The following is a 23,960-nucleotide window of genomic DNA, read 5'->3' as shown; positions in this document are numbered from 1 at the left end:
ACCATGACCACCAACGAACTCAACGAGCCCACCGGTGCCTCGCCCATCGTCCCGCTTCCGCTGACCGCCGCCCGCGCACTCACCGTCGCCGGCGCCGTCGTCACCATCGCGAGCGCCTTCCTCTCCTGGACCTGGAAGCCGGACTTCGCCGACGACCTGACCTACTCCGGAGACCCGTCGGGCCTCCAGCTCCTGGCGGTCATCGGCGGCGTCGTCACCCTGCTCTTCGTCCTCAGCCATGCCCGTGTACGCGGACTGCGCTGGCTCAACCCCAGCGGTGCGACCGCCCCGGTCTTCCTGGCGGCGCTCGCCTCCTTCGCCGTCGTCTGGTACGTCGTACTCGCCATCGCCTTCGAGCTCGGCGGTCTCGTCAACCTCGACCCCGGCGGCTGGGTCGCCGCCGTCGGCGCGGTACTCGCCCTCGTCGGCACACTCGCCCTGCCCCGGCCCGGCACCACGGCGAAGTCCTACTTCGCCAAGGCCGACCCGATCCCCGCCGCCCGCGCCCTGCCGGCCTGGGGGCAGCGCGTCGTCATCACAGCGGCCACCGTGCTCGGCCTGATCGTGTTCACGTACGGCATCGGAGTCCCCGACGAACAGCCGGAGGTCTTCGTCGCCTTCGTCCTGCTCGTCGTCTTCAGCGCCTGGGCGCTCTTCGGCGCCGGACTCACCGACCGCTTCTCGGCACTCAACGCCCGGCACAAAGGTTTCGCCACCTCGATGGCGTTCCTGGCGGCAGCGGTCTTCCCGTTCACCCAGAGCGAGGACCACAACGCCAACCTCGGCGTGAACATCCTCATCTTCGGCACCGTCGCTCTCGGCCTCAACATCGTCGTCGGCCTCACCGGGCTCCTCGACCTCGGCTACGTCGCCTTCCTCGGCGTCGGCGCGTACGCGGCTGCCCTGGTCTCCGGCTCCGAGTTCTCCACCTTCTCCGGCGTCCAATTCCCCTTCTGGGCAGCTGCCCTGACCGGAATGGCGGCCTCCCTGGTCTTCGGCGTCCTGATCGGCGCCCCCACCCTGCGACTGCGCGGCGACTACCTCGCCATCGTCACCCTGGGGTTCGGGGAGATCTTCCGCATCGCCGTGAACAGCATGGACGGCTCGTCGGGCCCCGACATCACCAACGGCCCCAACGGCATCCCCTCCATCCCGGACCTGGAGCTCTTCGGGTTCAACCTCGGGGCGTCCCACGACATCGCCGGATTCACCCTCGGCCGGTTCGCCAACTACTTCCTGCTCATGCTGGTGATCACCGGGCTCGTCGTCCTGGTCTTCAACCGCGCGGCGGACTCCCGTATCGGCCGCTCCTGGATCGCCATCCGTGAGGACGAGACGGCAGCCACCGCCATGGGCATCAACGGCTTCCGGGTCAAGCTCATCGCCTTCGCACTCGGCGCCACGCTCGCGGGTCTCGCCGGTACGGTCAGCGCCCACGTGACCTACAGCGTGACGCCCGCCCCGTACCAGTTCGCCGGAGCCGCTCCGCCCAACTCGGCCTTCCTGCTGGCCGCCGTGGTACTCGGCGGGATGGGCACGGTCGGCGGCCCGATCCTCGGCGCCACCTTCCTCTACCTCATTCCGGAGAAGCTCGGTTTCCTCAAGCAGTACGAACTGCTCGCCTTCGGCATCGCACTCGTCCTGCTGATGCGCTTCCGCCCCGAAGGCGTCATCGCCAACAGGCGGCGCCAGCTCGAATTCCACGACGACGCGCCCGGTCTGCCGGCACCACGCACATCCGGCGACGACACCGTCGCCGCAGGCAAGGCAGGGGCGTGAGGAACGACATGACCACCCAGACGACCGCGCCTGCCCCGGAAGCCACCGGTGCGCCCGTGCTCCGGGCCGAAGGCGTCATCATGCGCTTCGGCGGCCTCACCGCCGTACGCGACGTCGATCTCACCGTCAATGCCGGGGAGATCGTCGGCCTCATCGGCCCCAACGGCGCCGGGAAGACCACCTTCTTCAACTGCCTCACCGGCCTCTACGTCCCCACCGAGGGCAAGGTCAGCTACAAGGGCACCGTCCTGCCGCCCAAACCGCACCTCGTCACCAAGGCAGGCATCGCCCGTACCTTCCAGAACATCCGGCTCTTCGCCAACATGACGGTCCTGGAGAACGTCCTCGTCGGACGCCACACCAGGACCAAGGAGGGCCTCTGGTCCGCCATCCTGCGCGGCCCCGGTTTCCACCGGGCCGAAGCGAAGTCCCGCGAACGGGCCACCGAACTACTGGAGTTCATCGGCCTCGCGCACAAGGCCGGACACCTCGCGCGCAACCTCCCGTACGGCGAACAGCGCAAGCTCGAAATCGCCCGCGCCCTCGCCAGCGAACCGGGCCTGCTGCTGCTCGACGAGCCCACCGCCGGGATGAACCCGCAGGAGACCCGCGCCACCGAGGAGCTCGTCTTCGCCATCCGCGACCAGGGCATCGCCGTGCTCGTCATCGAGCACGACATGCGGTTCATCTTCAACCTCTGCGACCGCGTCGCCGTCCTCGTCCAGGGCGAGAAGCTCGTCGAGGGCACATCCGAGGTCGTCCAGGGTGACGAGCGTGTCATCGCCGCCTACCTCGGGACCCCCTTCGAGGGCGCCCCAGGCGACGAGGAGGTGGCCGAGGTCGAAGCAGCCGAGGCCCAGAGCGGGACAGGCCCCACCAGCACGACCAGTACCACCAGCTCCACCGGTACCGAAGGAGACACCCAGTGACCGCTCTCCTGGAGGTCCAGGACCTCAGGGTCGCCTACGGCAAGATCGAAGCCGTCAAGGGCATCTCCTTCAGCGTCGAAGCCGGTCAGGTCGTCACGCTGATCGGCACCAACGGCGCGGGCAAGACCACCACCCTGCGCACTCTCTCGGGGCTGATCAAACCGGCCGGCGGCACGATCACCTTCGACGGGAAGCCGCTCGCGAGCGTCCCGGCCCACAAGGTCGTCGCCCTCGGCCTGGCCCACTCCCCCGAGGGGCGGCACATCTTCCCGCGCCTGTCGATCTTCGAGAACCTCCAGCTCGGGGCGTTCCTCAGGGACGACAAGGACGGCATCGAGAAGGACATCCAGCGCGCCTACGATCTCTTCCCGATCCTGGGCGAACGCCGGAAGCAGGCGGCGGGCACCCTGTCCGGCGGCGAGCAGCAGATGCTCGCCATGGGCCGCGCACTGATGTCGCAGCCCAAGCTGCTGATGCTCGACGAGCCCTCCATGGGCCTCTCACCGATCATGATGCAGAAGATCATGGAGACCATCGTCGAGCTCAAGTCCCAGGGCATGACGATCCTGCTCGTCGAGCAGAACGCGCAGGCCGCGCTCTCGCTGGCCGACCATGGCTACGTCATGGAGATCGGCAGAATCTCGCTCTCCGGCACCGGCCACGACCTGCTCCACGACGAGTCGGTCCGCAAGGCGTACCTCGGCGAGGACTGAACGCGGTCTCCGCAGCACACAGCCGGACGGCCCACCCCTCTCCGGGGCGGGCCGTCCGGCTCTTCGGCTTTTCACCGTCGTGCCGGCGCCTACTGCTCCTTGGCCGCCTTCTTCTCCTCGGCGTCCTCGATGACGGCCTCGGCGACCTGCTGCATCGACATCCGGCGGTCCATCGACGTCTTCTGGATCCACCGGAAAGCGGCGGGCTCGGTCAGCCCGTACTGCGTCTGCAGCACCGACTTGGCCCGGTCCACCAGCTTCCTCGTCTCCAGCCGCTGCGAGAGGTCCGCGACCTCCTGCTCCAGGGCCTTCAGCTCGGTGAAGCGGGACACGGCCATCTCGATGGCGGGCACGACGTCGCTCTTCGAGAACGGCTTCACGAGGTACGCCATCGCTCCGGCGTCCCGGGCCCGCTCCACGAGGTCGCGCTGCGAGAAGGCGGTCAGCATCAGGACCGGGGCGATGGACTCCTCGGTGATCTTCTCGGCTGCGGAGATACCGTCGAGCACGGGCATCTTCACGTCGAGGATCACCAGGTCGGGCCGGTGCTCGCGGGCCAGGTCGATGGCCTGCTGACCGTCACCGGCTTCGCCGACGACCGCGTAACCCTCTTCTTCGAGCATCTCTTTGAGGTCGAGGCGGATGAGGGCCTCGTCCTCAGCGATGACGACGCGGGTCGTCAGCGGCGGGACGTGCGACTTGTCGTCGTCGGCGTCGGGCTGGGGCGGCTCGGGGGCGGTCACGGGGGCTCCTCATTGCGGGCCGGGCAGGCGTTACTGCCTACGCAGCCTACCTAGCAGCGGCGACTCGATGTGAACCGGTACACTGCTCGATAGCTCTCCGGCTTGCCCGGTTGGAGGAACTGGTCAGACTCGCGGCACTCAAAATGCCGTGCCCTTTGGGCATGTGGGTTCGAATCCCACACCGGGCACATGTGACAAAAAAGGCGGATGTTCACTTTCCCGTGAACATCCGCCTTTGCCGTGACCGGAACTCCTGGCCCGACCACAGGTCACGACCACGAAGGCTTCTGGCGTGGCCGAACGTTGAGTCTCATGCCGGCCGCACAGGGACCGGGTCGAGTACGGCGAGAACGTGACGTGCGTCCGCGGCCCTCATGGGCGCCCGCGCGGGCGCCCATTCCCCGGTCTGCTACTTCGGTGAGTCGTCCTCCCCGACGTGGTGGACGCGGACCAGGTTGGTGGAGCCCGCGACGCCGGGCGGGGAGCCTGCCGTGATCACGACGATGTCGCCCTTGCGGCAGCGGCCCGCCTTCAGGAGCTGCTCGTCGACCTGGGCGACCATCTCGTCCGTGGAGTCCACGTGCGGGCCCAGGTAGGTCTCGACGCCCCAGGTGAGGGTGAGCTGGGCGCGGGTCGCCGGGTCCGGGGTGAAGGCCAGCAGCGGGATCGGCGAGCGGTACCGCGACAGCCTCTTGGCGGTGTCGCCGGACTGGGTGAAGGCCACGAGCAGCTTCGCGCCGAGGAAGTCGCCCATCTCGGCGGCGGCACGGGCGACGGCACCGCCCTGAGTGCGGGGCTTGTTGCGGTCGGTGAGCGGGGGCAGACCCAGGGCGAGGATGTCCTCCTCGGCGGCCTCCACGATGCGGCCCATCGTCCTGACCGTCTCCACCGGGTACTTGCCGACGCTGGTCTCACCGGAGAGCATCACGGCGTCTGTGCCGTCGATGACCGCGTTGGCGACATCGGATGCCTCCGCGCGGGTGGGCCGGGAGTTGTCGATCATCGAGTCGAGCATCTGGGTCGCGACGATGACCGGTTTGGCATTGCGCTTGGCCAGTTTGATCGCGCGCTTCTGGACGATCGGCACCTGTTCGAGCGGCATTTCCACGCCCAGGTCACCACGGGCGACCATGATGCCGTCGAAAGCCGCGACGATGTCGTCGATGTTCTCGACGGCCTGCGGCTTCTCGATCTTGGCGATGACGGGGAGCCTGCGGCCCTCCTCCTTCATGATGCGGTGGACCTCAGTGATGTCCTGTCCGCTGCGTACGAAGGAGAGGGCGATGACGTCGGCGCCGGTCCGCAGCGCCCAGCGGAGGTCCTCGGCGTCCTTGTCGGACATCGCGGGGACGGACACCGCCACACCGGGGAGGTTGAGGCCCTTGTGGTCGGAGACCATGCCGCCCTCGATGACCATCGTGTGGACGCGGGGGCCGTCGACCGAGGTGACTTCGAGGGCGACCTTGCCGTCGTCCACGAGGATGCGCTCACCCGTGGTGACGTCGCCGGCGAGCCCGTCGTACGTGGTGCCGCAGCTGCTCCGGTCGCCCCTGGCACCGGGGGCGACGGTGATGGTGAACTCGTCGCCGCGTTCGAGGAGTACCGGCCCTTCGGCGAAACGCCCGAGGCGGATCTTCGGACCTTGAAGATCGGCGAGGATGCCGACGCTGCGGCCGGCCTCCTCCGCCGCCTTGCGTACGCGGTGGTAACGCTCCTCGTGCTCGGCGTAGCTGCCGTGGCTGAGGTTGAAGCGGGCCATGTCCATACCGGCGTCGACCAAGGCCTTGATCTGGTCGTACGAGTCGGTGGCGGGGCCCAGGGTACAAACAATCTTTGCTCGGCGCATGGTTCGAGCCTAGGCCTTACCGACGGGTAAGTGATTGGCCACACATGACGACTCAACCACCTTTACCTTTAAGGCTATTGACAACTGTTGAATTGTGCGGGGGCGCGCTCCGATGAGCAATTCCGGAAGCCGCGTACGGAAATCCGGGCCGTGAATTCCACGGGGCAGTGCGGTCAGGGGCTCAGAGCACGGGTGGGGTCATGGTGAAGCGGGCGTTGACAGTCGCGTAGACGGTCTGGCGCTGAGGCTGGAGGTCGATGGCGGGGACGTCGTCGGCCGCGCCGGGAGCGGCCGACCGGAATCCGGGGCCACCTGCGAATCCGGGGGCCGGCGGGCGGGCACCGTCCGCGCCGGGGTCGGAGAGTTCGACGAGGGCGGACAGTCCGGCGCCGAGTGCCTGGGCGTACTCGCGGGCCCGGGTGACGGCGTCCTGGACAGCCTGGTGGCGGGCGTCGCGGTGGGCGGGCGAGCCGGGGCGCAGCGCCCACCAGGGCCCCTCGACACGGGTCAGGTCCAGTGCGGCGAGGCGCGTGGTGAGCTCCCCGAGCGCGGTGAAGTCGTTCATCACGACGGTGATCCGGACCTGGCCCGCGTAGGCGCGGATCCGCTCACCCCTGCCGTGCGGGGTGAGTTCGGGGCTGATGGAGAGTGCGCCGCTCTCCAGTTTCTCGACGGCGGCGCCGTATCCCCCGGCCAGTTCGAGGATGGCGGCGTTGCGCCTGGTGAGGTCGTCGAGTGCCGCGCGCCGGTCCTTGCCGCGGGCGTTGGCGGTGACGGTGAGGGTGGCGGTCTCGGGGTCGACCTCCAGAGTCGCCTCGCCGCGGACCGCGACACGGGGCGCCTCGGGGGTGCCGTAGGGGGCGGGGGGCTGCGGAGTCCTGTCGCTCATGGTCCCTACTCTCGCACCCCGGTACGACAGTCGCCGGTCACCAGATCGAAACGTGCGGGGGGTGTTGCGCCGCACGGCTCCTGGGTCAGAATCTACGCGCGTTGTGCATGGATGCCGTTCCGCATCTACGCGCGTTGTGCTTCGTGACTAGGGAGACGAGATGCCGCTCAACCGTAGGACGTTCCTGGGTACTTCGGCCGCAGCCGGCGCCTGTGTGGCCATCGCGGGAGGCACCGCGGTGCCCGCCGAGGCGCAGGAGCGCGGCCATGGCCACGGTCACGGGCGTCCGCAGCGGCGTTACTCGTTCACCGTGATGGGGACGACCGATCTGCACGGCAACCTCTTCAACTGGGACTACTTCACGGACAAGGAGTTCGACGACGCCGCGCACAACGATGTCGGGCTGGCGAAGATCTCGACGCTGGTGAGCGGGATCCGCGCGGAGAAGGGCCGTCACAACACCCTGATGATCGACGCGGGCGACACCATCCAGGGCACCCAACTGTCCTACTACTACGCGAAGATCGACCCGATCACGGCGAAGCACGGCCCGGTGCATCCGATGGCGCAGGCGATGAACCACATCGGATATGACGCGGCGGCACTGGGCAACCACGAGTTCAACTACGGGATTCCGGTGCTCCGGAAGTTCGAGCAGCAGTGCCGGTTCCCGCTGCTCGGGGCCAACGCGCTGGACGCCAGGACGCTGAAGCCGGCGTTCGCGCCGTATGTGTTCAAGACTATCCGCACCCCGCACGGGCGGGACGTGAAGGTCGCGGTCCTCGGGCTGACCAACCCGGGCATCGCCATCTGGGACAAGGCGAACGTCCAGGGCAAGATGGTGTTCCCCGGGCTTGAGGAGCAGGCGGCGAAGTACGTTCCGCGGCTGCGTTCGATGGGCGCCGACGTGGTGATCGTGGCGGCGCATTCGGGGGCCAGCGGTACGTCCTCGTACGGTGACCAGATCCCGTACGTGGAGAACGCGGCCGCTCTGGTGGCCGAGCAGGTGGAGGGGATCGACGCGATCCTGGTGGGTCACGCGCATCTGGAGATCCCCGAGAAGTTCGTGGTGAACAAGAAGACGGGCAGGAGCGTTGTCCTCTCCGAGCCGCTGATGTGGGGCGAGCGGCTCACCGTCTTCGACTTCGACCTGGTGTGGGAGAAGGGGCGCTGGGCGGTCGAGAAGGCGGGTGCGCGGGTGCTGAACTCGAATACCGCGGCCGAGGACCCGCAGCTCGTCAAGTTGCTGACCGACGAGCACAAGAAGGTCGTGGCGTACGTCAACGAGGTGATCGGGACGTCCGCCGCCGCGATGACGACGGCGGACGCGCCGTGGAAGGACGAGCCGATCATCGACCTGATCAATGCCGTCCAGACCGACACGGTGAAGGCAGCGCTGGCCGGTGGCGAGTACGCGGCACTGCCGGTGCTCTCGCAGGCGTCGTGTTTCTCGCGTACGGCGCAGATTCCCGCGGGGAACGTGACGATCAAGGACGCGGCCGGGCTCTATCCGTTCGAGAACACGCTGGAGGCGCGGCTGGTGACGGGAGCGCAGATCAAGGACTATCTGGAGTTCTCGGCGCGCTACTACGTGCAGACGCCCGCAGGCGGCCCGGTGGACACGTCGAAGCTGACGAACGCGGACGACACCCCGGACTACAACTACGACGCGGTGTCGGGTCTGACGTACGAGATCGACATCGCCCAGGCGGCCGGCTCACGGATCGCGAAGCTGTCGTTCGGCGGCAAGGCGATCGACCCCGCGGCGCAGTTCGTGCTGGCGGTGAACAACTACCGGGCGAGCGGCGGCGGGAACTTCCCGCATGTGCCCGCGGCCAAGCAGCTGTGGGCCAATTCGGACGAGATCCGGAACACGATCATCGCGTGGGTACAGGCGAAGGGCACGGTGGACGCATCGGAGTTCGCCTCGGTGGACTGGAAGCTGACGCGGGGCGGCACGCCGGTCTTCTAGGCCGTGTCCGCGAGGTCGCGTCGTCACCGGAGGGCGGGTGCCGCCCTCCGGTGACGGGAGGCCTCGTCGTGGCGGGCTGTCCGGCAGGGCCGGGTGAACCGGCCCGGTCGGGGCCCCGTCAGCTGTGTCCTGACAGGGGGACGAGCCCGGGACGCCGCTGCGGGGGCAGGGCGCGTTCGCGGTCGAGGCCGAAGCTGGTGAACGCGGTGCGCCGGGGCAGCGGATAGGGGTTCTTCCCGGTGAGGGAGTTGAGGATCGTCGCGCTGCGCCAGGCGGCGAGTCCGAGGTCGGGGGCGCCGACGCCGTGGGTGTGGCGTTCGGCGTTCTGCACGTAGACGGAGCCGGTGACCGCCGGGTCGAGGAGCAGCCGGTACTGGTCGTCGATGCGGGGGCGCTCGGACGCGTCGCGCCGCATGTAGGGGTCGAGGCCGGCGAGCATTCCGTCGAGCGGGCGCTCCCGGTAGCCGGTGGCGAGGACCACGGCGTCGGTGGTGAGACGGGAGCGGGTGCCCTGCCGGGCGTGTTCGAGGTGGAGTTCGACCTTGGTGGTGGCGACGCGTCCTGCCGTGCGGACGGTGACGCCCGGGGTGAGGACCGCGTCGGGCCAGCCTCCGTGCTGGGTGCGGCGGTAGAGCTCGCTGTGGATGGCGGAGATGGTGTCGGCGTCGATGCCCTTGTGGAGCTGCCACTGCTGGGGAGCCAGGGAGTCACGGGCGGCTTCGGGCAGTTGGTGGAAGTAGCGGGTGTAGTCGGGGGTGAAGTGTTCCAGGCCGAGTTTGGAGTACTCCATGGGGGCGAACGCCTCGGTCCTGGCGATCCAGGTGATCTTCTCGTGGCCCGCGGGGCGGGCCCTGAGCAGGTCGAGGAAGATCTCGGCGCCGGACTGGCCCGCGCCGATGACGGTGATGTGTCCTGCGGTGAGCAGCCTTTCGCGGCTGGCGAGGTAGTCGGAGGAGTGCACGACGGGCACGGAGGGCGCTTCGGCGAGCGGCTTGAGCGTCTCCGGGACGTACGGCTCGGTGCCGACGCCGAGTGCCAGGTTCCGGGTGTGGGTCCGGCCGAGCGCCTCGGCCTCTCCTTCGGCGTCGAGCTTGGTGAAATCGACTTCGAAGAGGGCGCGTTCGGCGTTCCAGCGGATGGCGTCCACCTGGTGACCGAAGTGGAGTCCCGGCAGGTTCTCGCTGACCCATCGGCAGTAGGCGTCGTACTCGGTGCGCCTGATGTGGAAGTGCTCGGCGAAGTAGAAGGGGAAGAGCCGCTCGCGTTCCTTGAGGTAACTGAGGAACGACCAGGGGCTGGCCGGTTCGGCGAGGGTCACCAGATCCGCGAGGAAGGGCACTTGGAGGGTGGCGTCCTCAATGAGGAGGCCGGGGTGCCAGTGGAAGGCGGGGCGCTGCTCGTAGAAGGTGGTGGAGAGCCCGGCGAGGGGGTGGGCAAGGGCTGCGAGGGACAGGTTGAACGGTCCGATGCCGACCCCCACCAGGTCGCGGGGCTGGTCTTCGGGAGGCTGCTGGTCCGTCATCGGGGCGTACTGCCTTCCAGGAGTTTGAGGAGAGCTTCCAGGTCACCGGTGGTGGCGTGGGGGTTGAGCAGGGTGGCTTTGAACCAGAGGCGGTTGTCGGCGCGGGCCCGGCCGAGGACGGCGTGCCCCTCGGTGAGGAGGGTGCGGCGGACGGCGGCGACGGTCGCGTCGTCCGCTCCGGTGGGGCGGAAGAGCACGGTGGAGATGGTGGGCCGGTCGTAGAGCTCCAGGCCCGGGTGGGCCTCGACGAGGTCGGCGAGTTCCGCGGCGATGGCGCAGGTGCGGTCGACGAGGGCGGCGAGTCCGGTCCTGCCGAGGGCGCGGAGTGTCACGGCGATCTTGAGTACGTCGGGGCGGCGGGTGGTCCGCAGGGAGCGTCCGAGCAGGTCGGGCAGGCCCGCTTCGGTGTCGTCGTCGGCGTTGAGGTACTCGGCCTGGTGCGTGAGCGCGTCGAGGGCGGCCGGGCGGGGGACGGCGAGGATCCCTGCCGCCACGGGCTGCCAGCCGAGTTTGTGCAGGTCGAGGGTTACCGAGTGGGCCCGGTCGAGTCCGGCGAGCAGGGGTTTGTGGAGGGCGCTGAAGAGCAGCGGTCCGCCGTATGCGGCGTCGACGTGGAGTTCGGCGCCGTGCCGGTCGCAGAGGTCGGCGATCTCGGGGAGCGGGTCGATGAGTCCGGCGTCGGTGGTGCCGGCGGTGGCCGTGACCAGGGCCGGGCCGTGTGTTCCCGCGAGTACTTCGTCGAGTGCGGCGAGGTCGATGACGCCGGAGGGCGAGGGGACGGTGAGCGGCTCGGGCAGGCCGAGCAGCCAGGCGGCGCGGTGCAGGGAGTGGTGGGCGTTGTCGCCGCAGACGATCCGTACGGCGCCGTGGCGTTCCCGGGCCAGGAGCAGCGCCAGTTGGTTGGACTCGCTGCCACCGGTGGTGATGAGCGCGTCGCCCGCCGGGTAGATCTCCGCGGCGAGGGCGCGGGTGACCAGGGTTTCGAGTTCGGAGGCCGCTGGTGCCTGGTCCCAGGAGTCCATGGAGGGGTTGAGGGCGGAGGCCGCGAGGTCGGCGGCTGCGGCGACGGCGAGCGGCGGGCAGTGCAGATGGGCGGCGCAGCGCGGGTCCGCGGGGTCGGCGGCGCCTTCGGCGATGGCGTGGACGAGGGTACGCAGGGCTTCTTCGGCGCCGGTCCCGGTGTCGGGCAGCACGGGGTGGGCCGTGGCCCGTACGCGCGCGGCGACGGCGAGCGGGCCGCCGGCCGGCAGGGGGCCGATCCGGTCCGCGGCCCCGTCGTGGAGCGCGTCGAGGACGGTACCGACGAGGGGCCGCAGGGCGCTCGGCCCTGCGGCCCCTCCGGCGAGTGGCGGCGTACTCATACGGGTGTCCTTCGGTGCGCTCGGGGCTGTCGCCCCCAGCCTGTACGGGGGACAGGCGGCGCGCCCGAAGAGCACAACGAGCTCAACCCGAAAGTGGTATTGCCCGGGTGCGGGGGGAAGTCGGAGCCCCGCGTGGTGGTAAAAGGGGCTGCCGTCCCGCGCCGGGGGTCATGCCCCGCGCACCGCCAGGGCGCGCCGCAGGTCGTCGAGCTGGTCGGTGAGCTTGCGGCGCAGGGCGGGGATCATTTCGGTGTCGCGCAGACACGCTTCGCCGTGGGCGAGAGCGGCGGCGGTGACTTCGTGGGCGGGGAAGGCGTACCGTCCCGCGGCGTCGGCGATGGCCGGGCCGCGGCGGCCGGCGAGGGCCACGGCGTCCGGGTAGTACCGCTGCACGTACTCCGTGAGGAGTGCTGCCTGTTCGGGCTGCCAGAAGCCGCGGGCGGTGGCGCTGAACAGGTAGTTGGAGTCGTCACCGGTGAACATCCGCTGCCAGGCGGCGGCCTTGGCCTCGGGTGAGGGGAGCGAGGCCCGGCAGCGGGCGGCGCCTTCCTGTCCGGTGGCGCTGACGTCCCGGGCGAGTTCGGCGTCGATGGCGTTCTCGTCGACGGCTCCGAGGACGGCGAGGCGCTGGAGGATGCGCCAGCGCAGCTCCGGGTCGAGTTCGGGGCCACCGGGCACACCGCCGTCGGCGAGCCATGCCTGGATGCCGTCGGGCTGGGTGGCCGTGTCGATGAAGTGGCGTACGGCGATGAGGCGCAGGCCGGTGCTGGTCCCGTCCTCGGTGCGGCGGATCAGGGCGCGGCAGATCGTGGCGAGGGTGGCGAGCGCGGCCGGCCGGTCGGCGGGCGGCAGGTAGCGGTCGGCGATCTGGGTGGCGGCGAAGGCGAGGACGCCCTGGACCACGGCGAGGTCCGACTCGAACGGGAGGTGGGCGAGGGCGGCGTCCAGGTAGGCGGTGGGCGGCAGTTCGCCGTCGCGGACCATGTCGCGTGCGGCGTTCCAGACGACGGCGCGGGTCAGCGGGTCGGGCAGGCCGGAGAGGGATCGTACGGCTGTCTCCCAGGAGACCGGGTCGAGACGGACCTTGGCGTAGGTGAGGTCGCCGTCGTTGAGGATGAGCAGGTCGGGGCGGCGGCTCTGGAAGGTCCTCGTACCGTCCTCGGTGGGTACGTCGAGCTCGAAGCGCTCGCGCAGCACGAGGTGGGCGGGGTCGACCGGGTCGTGGTCGTAGGCGCCGACGGCGATGCGGTGCGGGCGGCTTCCGGTGCGGGCGACGGTGAGGGACCAGGTGGTGTCGGATTCGGTGACGGTGGGCGTCAGGGTGTCGACGCCGGTGGTTCCGAGCCACTGCGCGGCCCAGCTGTGGACGTCGCGGTCGGTGGCGGACGCCAGGTTGTCGATGAAGTCGGCGAGGGTGGCGTTGCCGAAGCGGTGCCGGGCGAAGTGGGCGTTGATGCCGGCGAGGAAGTCCTTCTCACCGAGCCAGACGACGAGCTGGCGCAGTGCGGACGCACCCTTGGCGTAGGAGATCCCGTCGAAGTTGAGCATCGCGGACGCGGTGTCGGGGACGAGGGCCGGGTCGGGGGCGACCGGGTGGGTCGAGGGGCGCTGGTCGGCGTCGTATCCCCAGCTCTTGCGGGCGATGGCGAAGTCCACCCAGGTGTCGGTGAAGCGGGTGGCTTCGGCGAGGGTCTGGTAGCCCATGTACTCGGCGAAGGACTCGTTCAGCCAGATGTCGTCCCACCACTGGAGGGTGACGAGGTCGCCGAACCACATGTGGGCCATCTCGTGGGCGATGACCATGCCACGGGTCTGCCGCTCGGTTTCGGTGACTGCGGAGCGGTAGATGAACTCGTCGCGGAAGGTGACCAGGCCCGGATTCTCCATGGCTCCGGCGTTGAACTCCGGGACGAAGGCCTGGTCGTAGGAGTCGAAGGGGTACGGCTCGTCGAACTTCTCGTGGTAACGGTCGTAGCAGGCGCGGGTGATCCCGAAGATCTCATCGGCGTCCGCGTCGAGGTGGGGGGCGAGCGAGCGGCGGCAGTGCAGCCCGAAGGGGAGCCCGGCGTGCTCGGTGGTCACGGAGTGCCAGGGGCCGGCGGCGACGGCGACGAGGTAGGTGGAGATGAGCGGGGTGGGCGCGGCCTGCCAGTGGCCGCCGGAGGTCCGCCCGGTGACGGCGTTGGAGAGGACGGTCCAGCCGTCGGGGGCGGTGACACCGAGCTCGAAGACGGCCTTGAGGTCGGGCTGGTCGAACGCGGCGAACACCCGCTGGACGTCTTCCATGAACAGCTGGGTGTAGACGTATGTCTCACCGTCGGTGGGGTCGGTGAAGCGGTGCATCCCCTCACCGGTGTGCGAGTAGCGCATGACGGCGTCGATCAGCAGCTCGTGCTCGCCGGCCGCGATGCCGGGGAGCGGGAGCCGGTTCCCGGAGAGCGTCTCGGGGTCGACGGGCCGTCCGTCGAGCGTCACGGAGCGCAGCTCGGCGGGCTTGAGCTCGACGAAGGTGTCTCCGGCCGCGCGCGCGGTGAAACGGATGGCGGTGCGGGAGTCGAAGGTGTCGTCGCCCTGCGTCAGATCGAGGTCGATCGTGTACCGCTGGACATCGAGGAGCTGGGCTCGGAGCTGCGCTTCGTCGCGCGTCAGTACGGACATGAGCCCATCGTGCCGTACGCCGTCGGCGCCGCGCACCGGGTCCGGGGTTCTCCGGGCGGGCTGTCGCGGGGGCTCAGCGCGGGACTGTGCCGGGGCGCTCACCCGGTGTGGCGGGGGCCCGCCGGGCAGCGGTCAGCCCAGCAGCCCGAGCAGCCGCTCTGCCTGCCGGGCCACGGTGCCCGGTGGGTTGCGCGGGCGGGGGGTGCGGCTGTCGCCGTCGAGCATGAGGAGCCACATCAGGGCGGCGAGGCGGCGCAGGTCGCGGAGCCGGGCGCGCTCGGGGCGGGTGAGGGGGAAGTGGCCCAGGAGTGCGTCGGCGTCGAGACTGCTGTCGACCCATACCGATACGTGTTCGGCGATCTCGGCGAGCTCCTGGATGCGGTCGGCGCGGCCGGAGCTCTCGAAGTCGACGAGCCGGATGCGGCTGCCGTCCCAGAGGTAGTTGGCGAGGTTGCCGTCGGCGAAGCCGAGTACCGGTGCGGCCGGTTCGCCGGCAACCAGGGCGTCGAGGGCGGGATTGCGGACCCAGCGGGCGCCGGCGGCGAGAGCCGCTTCCCGGTCGTCCGGCGGTTCGGGGCCCGCTCCGCTCCCCCGGCCGCTCCCGGCCGTACGTCCGGACTGCTCGGCGAGGGCGGTGGCGCACTTGTCACGGACTCCGGCGAGGATGTCGCCCGGGGCCCAGAGCCTGGGGGGCAGCGCTTCGAGCTCAGCGCGTGGAACCGCCTCCTGGAAGCGGGTGACGGCGGCGGCGAGCGGGGGGAGCAGGCCGGGGGCCACGGCCGTGCCGCGCAGCGGGTCGCCGGGCAGGCGTTCCATCGTCACGGTGGGCGGGTCGGGTGTCCGTTCCAGTGGTGCGGGGGCGAGCCCGGGGGCGTACCGCGCGAGGAGTGTGAGCGTCCGCCACTCCCGCTCCGGCTCGCCGCGGTCCCAGCTTCGGTAGTGCTTGACGACCGTGGTGCGGCCGATGTCGACCGAGTGGGTCGTGGTGAGGTCGGTCATCCGGCGGGCCCCCTTCGGAGATCGGTCATCCGGCGGGCGCCCCTCGGCGGCCGGTACCGGCCGGCGCCCGCCGGAGGCCGGTGAGGTGCGGCGCCGTTCAGCTGTCGGCCGCGGACCCGTCCGCGATCCGCTCGTGGTGCCTGATCACCTCGGCGACGATGAAGTTGAGGAGCTTCTCGGCGAAGGCCGGGTCCAGTCTGGCGCTCTCGGCGAGGCTGCGCAGCCTGGCGATCTGACGGGCCTCACGGTCCGGGTCGGCGGGCGGGAGCTGGTTGCGCGCCTTGAGGTGGCCGACCTGCTGGGTGCACTTGAAGCGCTCGGCGAGCATATGGACGACGGCGGCGTCGATGTTGTCGATGGAACCGCGCAGGCGGTCCAGTTCCGCCTGTACGGACGGGTCTGTCTCGGTCATGGTCATCGAGCTTACGTCGTGATCGTCGGCGGATTGCCGGGGTCCGGTATCTGGTCACTCCAGCCGCCGGGGACGACGTTGCCCTGCTGCTGGCGGAAGACGACGGGGGCCTTCCCGACCCGGCGGGTGAACAGCCGGGAGAAGTAAGCGGGGTCGTCGTAGCCGACCCTGCGGGCGACGGCCGCGACCGGCAGATCGGTGGCGGCGAGCAGTTCCTTGGCGCGGCCGAGGCGGATGCCCAGGAGGTAGTCCTTGGGGCTGCAGCCCGCCCCCTGCCGTACCGCGTTGCGCAGTTCGGCGGGGGTCATGCCGTGGCGGGCCGCGTGTTCGGCGACGGTCAGCGGCTGGAAGGCGTCACGGGCGAGCGCCTGGAGGACGGGGGCGCCTTCGGCGTCGGTGTCGGCGCGTGCCCGGCGCAGGGCGACGAGCAGTTCGTGGACCGCGGCCCCGGTCTCCACTTCGAGCAGCGGGTTCCCGCGGCGCGCGGCGCGGACGATGCGTCCCACGGCGGCGCGTGCGCCCGCGGCGTCGGTGAGCGGGACGACGGGCCGGTCGGGTTCGATGTAGCCGAGTTCGGTGTAGGTGGCGGTGGCGGGCCCGGTGAAGTCGACGAAGGACTCGTCCCAGCCGGTGGAAGCGTCGGCTCCGTAGTGGTGGGGGGCGCCGGGGGTGATCCAGATGAGTGCGGGCGCGGTGACGGTGGTGCGGCGCCCGTCGGAGCCGCGGTACCAGCCGGTGCCCGCGGCGACGACGACAGCCACATGGTGGTCGAGCGTCCGCGGGCCGACCGCGGGCAGGGTGCCGTGCTGGAGGCCCACTCCGAGACAGACGAGGCCGAGTTTGTGGTGGACGGGGCTCGGGGTGAAATAGCGCATCCAGGTGTGGTACATCCCCTTACCTCCCTCCTTGTTGTCCGGTACACAGTGCATCATCGTCAGCCATCGCCTCCGGTGACCACCCCTGGCGCATCGCCTGCGCCACTGTCGGCGTACCCGGCGGTCCCGCGCTGCGTCCAATGAGCGTTGATCTTTGTCCATGGACCGGGCCGCCGCCAGGGGTGAGAGTGAGGAGGTGGCTGATTTCACTGTGGGTGACGAGGATTTCCGGATCGACGGGCGGCCGGTCCGGCTGCTGTCGGGGGCGCTGCACTACTTCCGGGTGCACGAGGACCAGTGGGGGCACCGGCTGGCCATGCTCCGGGCCATGGGCCTCAACTCCGTGGAGACGTACGTCCCGTGGAATCTGCACGAGCCCCAGCAGGGCCGCTTCCACGACGTACAGGCGCTCGGCCGGTTCCTGGACGCGGCCCACGAGGCCGGGCTGTGGGCGGTCGTCCGCCCCGGCCCGTACATCTGCGCCGAGTGGGAGAACGGCGGGCTGCCGCACTGGCTGACCGGAGCACTGGGCCCGCGGGTACGGACACGTGACGCCGGGTATCTGCGCGAGGTCGACCGCTGGTTCCACCGGCTGCTGCCCGAGATCGTCCCCCGGCAGATCGACAGGGGCGGCCCGGTGATCATGGTGCAGGTCGAGAACGAGTACGGCAGCTACGGCTCCGACCAGGCCTATCTGCGCCATGTCGCGGGGCTGCTGCGCACACTCGGGGTGAGCGTGCCGCTGTTCACGTCGGACGGCCCCGAGGATCACATGCTGACCGGCGGTTCGCTTCCCGGGGTACTGGCCACGGCCAACTTCGGCGCGGGTGCGCGCGAGGGCTTCGGCGTACTGCGCCGGCACCAGCCGAAGGGGCCGCTGATGTGCATGGAGTTCTGGTGCGGCTGGTTCGACCACTGGGGCGCCGAGCCCGTCGTGCGGGATCCGGCGGACGCCGCGCTGGCACTGCGGGAGATCCTGGAGTGCGGGGCCTCGGTGAATCTGTACATGGCGCACGGCGGGACGAACTTCGCGGGCTGGGCGGGCGCCAACCGCTCGGGTGAGCTGCACGACGGCGAGTTGCAGCCGACCGTGACCTCGTACGACTACGGCGCGCCGATCGACGAGTACGGGCTGCCGACCGAGAAGTTCTGGCTGTTCCGCGAGGTGCTCGCGGAGTACGCGGACGGACCGCTGCCGGAGCTGCCCGCCGCCCCCGCCGTACTGGCCTCGCCCGCCCGCCCGGTACTCACCGGGTGGGCGCCGCTCGGCGATGTGACGGACGAGCTGGGCGGGCCCGAGCAGGTCACCGGGGCGCCGCCGTCCTTCGAGGAACTGGACGTCGACCGGGGGCTCGTGCGCTACCGCGTACAGGTGCCGGGCCCGCGCATGCCGTATCCGCTGACCGTGCCCGGACTGCGCGATGTGGCACAGCTGTATGTCGACGGGGTGCGGACGGAGCTGGGCTCAGCGGTGGCGGGGCCCGCGTCCGCCGAGCTGTGGGTGGAGTCGCTCGGCCGGGTCAACTACGGCCCCCGCCTGGGTGAGCCGAAGGGGCTGACGGGCGGGGTGCTGCACGAGCGGCAGTATCTGCACGGGGTGCGCGCGCGGGGGCTGCGGATCGACGCGTTCGACGACGCGGCGGCGGTCGCGAAGCTCCCGTTCCGCGCGGTGCGGCCGGGCGGGCCGGACTCCGGCGCCCGAGGGCTGCACCGGGGGACGTTCGAGGTGAGCGGGGCCGGGGACGCCACACTCGAACTGACCGGCTGGGTACGGGGCTTCGTCTGGGTGAACGGCTTCAACCTGGGCCGCTACTGGTCGGCCGGGCCGCAGCGGTCCCTGTTCGTACCCGGACCCGTCCTTCGCGAGGGCGAGAACGAGGTGTGGGTGCTCGAACTCGCCGGGGCCAAGCCGCAGAAGGGTGGCGGGCCGGGGCTGACACTGCGCTGAGGCGGCTCCGCCCGCGGGCAGGCCTGCGGGCGTCGGGGAGCGCGCGAAGCGCGGGCCTGCCCGGGAGGTGAGGGCTGCCGGGAACGCACGACATACGGGAGGGCCGGTCCTCCGTCGCGGACCGGCCCCTCCCGCCTGTGTGCGGCGCTCCGCTACAGCTCGCGGACCTCGAAGGCGTCCAGCGCGAACTCGGCGACACCGTCGTCGCCCACCTTGCGCAGGCCCACCCAGGCGTCGCCCTTGGCCGGCGCGGTGAACTCGTAGCTCAGCTGCGTCGGTACGGTCGCGACCGGCAGCGCCTTGCGGTCCAGCTCGCGCGCGGCGGGCTCGTCGACCGCGGTGATCCAGGCGTACTGGCCCGCTGTGTCGTTCTCGTACCGGAACGAGACCCGGTACCGCTTGGACGGCTCGAAGCGGACGGTGTGCTGGACGGTCCGGTAGACCAGGCCGTCGTTCTCACCGCGCGACTTGAGCGACTGGCCGCCGTCGATGACGTCGTCGATCACCTTGCCGTTCCAGCCCCGCTGCGTGAACGACGCGTGCCGCTGTCCGACGTGGGTCCGCGGGTCGGTCGAACCGCCCGCGTCGCCCTTGACGAAGACACCCCAGCCCTGCGGGACGTTCTCGAAGTCCTCGAAGGCCAGCGCACCCGCCTTCCGGGTGGGCTTCGCCGCGGCGATCCGCAGGTTGTCGAACCGTACCTGTGCGTCGCCCGCGGCGGCCCGGAGCGTCAGGTCGACCCGGCCGCCACTCGCCGGCACCGTGAAGTACGTGAACATCCGCTGGAAGCGGGTGTCGTGCTTGCGGTCGGCCGCGACGTAGTTGCCCGCGCACGACGTGTCGGTCCAGTTGGCCGCCGTGACACCGTCCGCGGTCCGGATCTCCAGGGTGGCCCGGCGCTGCTCCCCCGCCTTCTTGCCGACCTCCACCTGCGCCGATGCGACGTAGGTGCCCGCGGGCAGCCGGCCCAGGCGCTGGCTGACCGAGGTGGCGGCCCCGGCGCCGATGACCAGCTCGTAGTCGCCGATGGAGTTGCGTACGACGGATGCGGGCCCCCCAGCCGGCATGGTCTGCCAGCCCTTCAGGGAGCCGGAGTTGAAGCCGGGGTCGTACACCGGGGTGCCCTGGCCCCACCGGGGGTCGGTCGGGGCTCCCACGCGCGAGCGGTACAGCACGTACGGCTGTCCGGCGGTGGCGTCCACGGTGACCTTGCCCGAGCGGACCGCCAGGTCACCGGTGTGCACCCGGCCCTGGTCGGTGAGCCGGTAGAGCGCGACGCGCGAGGTGTGCGCCCAGCCGCGCGGCAGCTGCCAGGTGGTGCTGCCGCCCTTCGGGTTGTAGTGGTAGAGCTTCTCCGGGTCGGTCGCCCTGCGGGGCTCCCAGGGCAGCAGATAGCTGCCGCCGGTGTAGACGACACGTCCGTCGGTGGTGATGCGGCGGTTGCCGTCCGTGTCGCCGACCACGGTCCCGGTGGGGCCGAAGAAGGTGATCTCGTGCTCGGTCCACCGCTTCACCGGGTAGGCCTGGAGGTACTTCGCGGGCAGCGCCTCGGTCCAGATGATGTCGTAGAAGGCGTTCCAGTCGGTCTTGTTGACCCAGCCCTCGAAGTTGCCCATCCGTCCGGCGCCCAGCAGCGTGGGCCACTTGTTGGAGAAGACGTCCTTCTGGTGGTTGCGGATGAAGCGGATCAGCTGGGAGTTGATGCCGCGCGAGGTGTCGGCGCCGTAGTCCGTCTCGTTCGCCCAGTGGGACCAGACGGATGAGCGCTCCAGGCCGTGGCCCCACTCGCTGCTCACCGTCCAGCCCTGCTCGCGCAGGGCCCGCTGGAGCCGGTCGCCGTTCCAGCCGGACTCGCGGAAGACGTCGAAGTAGATGGCGTTGAGCGCGGGATGGGCGTCGTTCCGCAGGTCCTTGAGCCGCTTGATGATGTCGCCCGAGACCAGGTCACGCCGGGAGTCGATGCGGTAGGACTGGTCGAGCCAGTCCCACTGCTTGTCGGTCTTGTCGACGAGCTTCTCGGAGAAGGCGTGGGCGACGGGGTACGACTCGGTGGCGTTGACGTGCACGCTGAAGTCGCTGTTCCACTTGCTGCCCTCATCGACGAGGGTGTTCATGTCGGCGAGACCGCCGGCCCGCTCGTTGTAGTTGCCCGCGTAGTCGGGGTGCGCGGAGTCGTGGCCCTCCGACTGGTAGCCCTTGAGGAGCGTGTACTGGCGCAGCCCGTCCGTGGCCAGCGAGATCCGCTTGACGTTGTCGAGCGTCGCGAGGAACGGGTTGGTGGCCTGCGAGGCGAAGTTGAAGGGGATGTGCGGGACGACCCGCAGGTGGGTCTCGTCCACGCCGAGCGGGGTGACCATGATGTCGCGGAAGGCGATGGCCGCGTCCTGCCAGTCGACCACGCCGTCGCCGTTGCGGTCCCCGGTGACGACGACGGTCGCGTACGGCAGCGGTTCGGTGGCGTCGACCGGCGAGGTGTCGGCGCGGTGGGTCCACTGGCCGCACGCCAGCTGTGCCTTGACGTAGCCGTCCCTCTTGAGGGTCTGCCGCCACATCCGGCCGTTCTCCCAGGTGGCGCCCGGAGTGGCGTCCGGCTTGTCGTAGACCGTGTTGGTCTCGACAGCCCCGCCCAGTCCGTCGTGTGCCACGACGGCGTACGCACAGCCGACGGGCGCCGCGTCCGCCGCGCTGTCCGCCGTGACCTTCACCAGGGTGTCGCCGCTCCTGGCCTTGTCCAGATCGAGCTTGGCGGCCAGCAGAGTGGCGCCCGGCTGGTCGCTGCGTACGGAGAGGAAGGCGAGCGCGGGGATCTCCAGCGTTCCGACGCGCAGCGCGGCGGTGTCCGCGATCCGGGTGACCCGCCAGTCGGTCCGCCGTCCGTCGACCTTGATCTCGACGCCGATCTCGGTGCCGCCGTCGAAGGCGAGGGAGTACGCGATCCGGTCCCGGCCGGGCTTCGACGTCACCTTCGGGGTGTGCGGGGTTCCGTCGATGAGCACCGAGGTGACGGAGTCCTCCTGCCCGTGCAGCAGTGCCCCCGTCCGGCGGTCGGTGTACGACACGATGCGCGGGAAGCCGCTGTCGACACGTACGTCGAGGTCACCGGAGCGCAGGACGGCCTCGGCTCCGCCGGCGTCCCCGGAGCCCGTGGTCACCGTGTCCGCCGCGAAGGCGGAAGGGGTGGCGAATGCCGCTCCGACACCGGCCAGCGCGGTGGCGGCTACAACGGTCCTGCGGCTGGGCCCTCGGTCTTCTTCGTGCACGCTCGCTCCTCCATCGCGACGATCATCCGTGCACGTCACGATGGAGGGGCGGGGCGTGTGCGCCTATGGACAAAGGAGGGACAGGTCTTGGACTAAAGCGATATCCGGCGCTTTGCCGGGCTCCCGGACCACTCCTTTGACCGGCCGTTTACCCGGTCGTACACCCGGCCGTATGTCCGTCCGTTCCCCCGGCCGTCCGCCGGGTGTCCGCCGGTGGCCTCAGTGCAGGGTGTCCGCGGCCGCCTTGATGTCCGCCGAGAGGGCGGACACCTGGCTGTACACACCCGGGTAGCCCGGCTCGGCGCAGCCCTGGCCGTAGCTCACGATCCCGACCTGGATGTACTCGCCCTGGTCGTCCTTGCGGAACATCGGTCCGCCGGAGTCGCCCTGGCAGGTGTCGACCCCGCCCTTCTCGACGTCCCCCGCGCAGATCTCGTCGCCGGGGTTGAACTGCTTCCCGTACTCCTGTCCGCACTTCTCGTCGGCCACGTAGGGGACGTTGGCCTGCCGCAGATAGCGCTGCTGAGCGCCGTCCTCGCTCGTCGAGCCCCAGCCCGCGATGGTGAAGGTTCCCTTGTCGTACGCCGTGCTGGTGACGGAGGGCAGAGTCGGCAGGTCGAAGGGTGTGGCGAGTTTGATCAGCGCCCAGTCCTTCCCCTTGCCGTCGTAGCCGGGGGCCTGGACGACCTGGGTGGACTTGATGTGGACGGCCTGCGGGCTCTGGAGGTCGACGGATCCCGCGGTAGCGGTGATCGAGGTGTTGGCCCCGGAGCCGGTCACGCAGTGGGCCGCGGTGAGGACGATGTCCTTGGCGTAGAGGGAGCCGCCGCATCCCTGGGAGAGATGCACCATAAAGGGGTACTGGCCCTCCGCCACCCGGGTGCCCCCCACGACGGGTTCGGGGGAGGCGGCCGAGGCCGGGGCGGGCTGGAGGCTGAGGGCGGCGAGTACGGCGGCGGCGACGGCCACGCATCGTCCGATGGTGCGCTCTGACTGGTTCAACGGGCTTCCTCTCGTGGGGGCTGAGGGTTCCTCACGGCTTCCCGGACAGGACCGGGTCCCGCCGTCCGGAAAGGACTGCTTCCCACGACAATGGCCGCTGTCCCGGGTTTCCGCCCGGTCGTAGAGTGGGTCCCGTGACGGACGACAGCGGGGTCGTACACGGTTTTCCGCATCTGGATACCGTGCGGGCGGCCATCACGGCACTCCACAGACGCCTCTCGTACGACGGCGTCCTCAGCTACGCCCCGAGCGTCGCCCCCGTCGATGTCGCCTTCTCCGACCAGGACGACCTGCATCTGGGCGCGCAGCGGGTGGCGCGGGCGCTGGTCCACCATCTGCGGCTGCCCGACGCCCGCATGATCGTCGGCTTCCGGGAGATGGAGCACGCCGCCGCCGTCGAACTGGCGGCGGGACCCGAGTACTTCATCGAGCTCAACGACCGTTTCCGTACCCACAGGGGCGACATCGGCGCGGCCCTCGCCCATGAGGTCATGCATGTGCTGCTGCACCGGCTGGGCCTCACGTTCGCCGGGACCCGGGACAACGAGATCCTCACCGACACCGCGACGACCTATCTGGGGGCCGGCTGGCTGCTCCTCGACGCGTTCCGCGAGGACCAGGTGTCCAGCCAGAAGCTCGGGTATCTCACCCCGGAGGAATTCGGGTATGTCCTGGCCGAGCGGGCGACGCTCTTCGACGAGGACCCGTCGGTCTGGTTCACCAGCCCGCAGGCGTACACGGCGTACACCAGGGGGCGGGCCCGTGCCGCGCAGGACGCCAGCCGACCGCCGCTGACCTCGGCGGGCTGGGCCGGCCGCCGGGCCTATGCGAAACACCGCAAGTACGCCCTGGAACACGGCGGCCGCGGTGCACCGGGAATGCCGTACGCGTTCGAGCCGGCGGCGGAGGGGCTGCGCGTCAGTTTCGACTGCCCCACCTGCCATCAGCGGATCCGGGTGCCCGTACGCGGCCGGGTCCGGGCGCGCTGCGGGCTGTGCCGCACCGTACTGGAGTGCGACACCTGAGGGCTGCGCCGTCATCCCGGCGGCCCC

17 protein-coding genes and 1 tRNA gene are annotated in these 23,960 nt (G+C 70.4%); 7 read left to right on the top strand and 11 right to left on the bottom strand.

Annotated elements, in window-relative coordinates; genetic code table 11:
* Positions 1-3: 3 nt before the first annotated feature.
* The 3 genes from OG584_RS26995 to OG584_RS26985 are packed head-to-tail and all read left to right on the top strand — an operon-like array spanning position 4 to position 3,421.
* A complete protein-coding gene (locus OG584_RS26995) occupies positions 4-1,779 on the top strand; it encodes a branched-chain amino acid ABC transporter permease (RefSeq protein WP_405781628.1) in 1,776 nt (591 codons plus the stop codon).
* An 8-nt stretch (positions 1,780-1,787) separates the two neighbouring features.
* Positions 1,788-2,708 (top strand): ABC transporter ATP-binding protein, encoded by a 921-nt coding sequence (locus tag OG584_RS26990; protein WP_405781626.1) that lies wholly within the window; start codon positions 1,788-1,790, stop codon positions 2,706-2,708.
* Positions 2,705-3,421 carry an ABC transporter ATP-binding protein gene (locus OG584_RS26985; protein ID WP_405781624.1) on the top strand — a complete coding sequence of 239 codons (717 nt, stop codon included), beginning with the start codon at positions 2,705-2,707 and terminating at the stop codon, positions 3,419-3,421. Before OG584_RS26990 ends, OG584_RS26985 begins: the two co-directional genes overlap by 4 nt.
* Positions 3,422-3,510: 89 nt before the next feature.
* Here OG584_RS26985 and OG584_RS26980 read toward each other — a convergent pair whose 3' ends face one another.
* Positions 3,511-4,164 carry an ANTAR domain-containing response regulator gene (locus OG584_RS26980; RefSeq protein WP_405781622.1) on the bottom strand — a complete coding sequence of 218 codons (654 nt, stop codon included), beginning with the start codon at positions 4,162-4,164 and terminating at the stop codon, positions 3,511-3,513.
* 104 nt (positions 4,165-4,268) lie between these two features.
* On the opposite strand from OG584_RS26980, the gene OG584_RS26975 reads away from it, so the two are divergent.
* A tRNA-Leu gene (locus OG584_RS26975) sits at positions 4,269-4,352 on the top strand.
* Positions 4,353-4,573: 221 nt separating this feature from the next.
* Here OG584_RS26975 and pyk read toward each other — a convergent pair.
* Positions 4,574-6,010, bottom strand: a complete 1,437-nt coding sequence (gene pyk / locus OG584_RS26970) for a pyruvate kinase (RefSeq protein WP_405781620.1) — start codon at positions 6,008-6,010, stop codon at positions 4,574-4,576.
* Positions 6,011-6,191: 181 nt separating this feature from the next.
* Entirely contained in the window at positions 6,192-6,899 is a 708-nt protein-coding gene (locus tag OG584_RS26965; RefSeq protein WP_405781618.1) for an SIMPL domain-containing protein, read from the bottom strand.
* A gap of 160 nt (positions 6,900-7,059) precedes the next feature.
* Here OG584_RS26965 and OG584_RS26960 point away from each other — a divergent pair, with 160 nt between their 5' ends.
* The gene (locus OG584_RS26960; protein ID WP_405781617.1) at positions 7,060-8,871 is read left to right on the top strand and encodes a bifunctional metallophosphatase/5'-nucleotidase; all 1,812 of its coding nucleotides are present in this window, start codon (positions 7,060-7,062) and stop codon (positions 8,869-8,871) included.
* A 118-nt stretch (positions 8,872-8,989) separates the two neighbouring features.
* Here the strand turns inward: OG584_RS26960 and OG584_RS26955 are convergent, their stop codons facing one another.
* From OG584_RS26955 to OG584_RS26930, 6 genes are all read right to left on the bottom strand, one after another.
* Positions 8,990-10,393, bottom strand: a complete 1,404-nt coding sequence (locus OG584_RS26955; RefSeq protein WP_405781615.1) for a lysine N(6)-hydroxylase/L-ornithine N(5)-oxygenase family protein — start codon at positions 10,391-10,393, stop codon at positions 8,990-8,992.
* The gene (locus OG584_RS26950; RefSeq protein ID WP_405781613.1) at positions 10,390-11,754 is read right to left on the bottom strand and encodes a pyridoxal phosphate-dependent decarboxylase family protein; all 1,365 of its coding nucleotides are present in this window, start codon (positions 11,752-11,754) and stop codon (positions 10,390-10,392) included. The genes OG584_RS26955 and OG584_RS26950 overlap by 4 nt, the downstream gene beginning before the upstream one ends.
* Before the next feature lie 168 nt (positions 11,755-11,922).
* Complete coding sequence (gene pepN, locus OG584_RS26945; RefSeq protein ID WP_405781612.1) at positions 11,923-14,412, bottom strand: aminopeptidase N; 2,490 nt, start codon at positions 14,410-14,412, stop codon at positions 11,923-11,925.
* Positions 14,413-14,544: 132 nt separating this feature from the next.
* Positions 14,545-15,411 (bottom strand): phosphotransferase, encoded by an 867-nt coding sequence (locus tag OG584_RS26940; RefSeq protein WP_405781611.1) that lies wholly within the window; start codon positions 15,409-15,411, stop codon positions 14,545-14,547.
* Positions 15,412-15,508: 97 nt separating this feature from the next.
* A complete protein-coding gene (locus OG584_RS26935; protein ID WP_405781609.1) occupies positions 15,509-15,823 on the bottom strand; it encodes a chorismate mutase in 315 nt (104 codons plus the stop codon).
* A gap of 11 nt (positions 15,824-15,834) precedes the next feature.
* Positions 15,835-16,713 (bottom strand): helix-turn-helix domain-containing protein, encoded by an 879-nt coding sequence (locus OG584_RS26930; protein WP_405781607.1) that lies wholly within the window; start codon positions 16,711-16,713, stop codon positions 15,835-15,837.
* A gap of 181 nt (positions 16,714-16,894) precedes the next feature.
* On the opposite strand from OG584_RS26930, the gene OG584_RS26925 reads away from it, so the two are divergent.
* Entirely contained in the window at positions 16,895-18,646 is a 1,752-nt protein-coding gene (locus OG584_RS26925) for a glycoside hydrolase family 35 protein (RefSeq protein WP_405781606.1), read from the top strand.
* Positions 18,647-18,798: 152 nt separating this feature from the next.
* Here the strand turns inward: OG584_RS26925 and OG584_RS26920 are convergent, their stop codons facing one another.
* Together OG584_RS26920 and OG584_RS26915 are read right to left on the bottom strand one after the other, a co-directional pair.
* Positions 18,799-21,906 (bottom strand): endo-alpha-N-acetylgalactosaminidase family protein, encoded by a 3,108-nt coding sequence (locus OG584_RS26920; RefSeq protein WP_405781605.1) that lies wholly within the window; start codon positions 21,904-21,906, stop codon positions 18,799-18,801.
* Between the two features lie 219 nt (positions 21,907-22,125).
* A complete protein-coding gene (locus OG584_RS26915; protein WP_405781604.1) occupies positions 22,126-22,908 on the bottom strand; it encodes a S1 family peptidase in 783 nt (260 codons plus the stop codon).
* A gap of 134 nt (positions 22,909-23,042) precedes the next feature.
* On the opposite strand from OG584_RS26915, the gene OG584_RS26910 reads away from it, so the two are divergent.
* Positions 23,043-23,933 carry a hypothetical protein gene (locus OG584_RS26910; protein ID WP_405781602.1) on the top strand — a complete coding sequence of 297 codons (891 nt, stop codon included), beginning with the start codon at positions 23,043-23,045 and terminating at the stop codon, positions 23,931-23,933.
* Positions 23,934-23,960 lie beyond the last annotated feature (27 nt).

It is taken from the genome of Streptomyces sp. NBC_00859, from assembly GCF_045161865.1.
In the GTDB taxonomy this organism is placed as follows: domain Bacteria; phylum Actinomycetota; class Actinomycetes; order Streptomycetales; family Streptomycetaceae; genus Streptomyces.
Note: the sequence above shows the minus strand (reverse complement) of the source record. Positions and strands in the feature narration are given on the sequence as shown.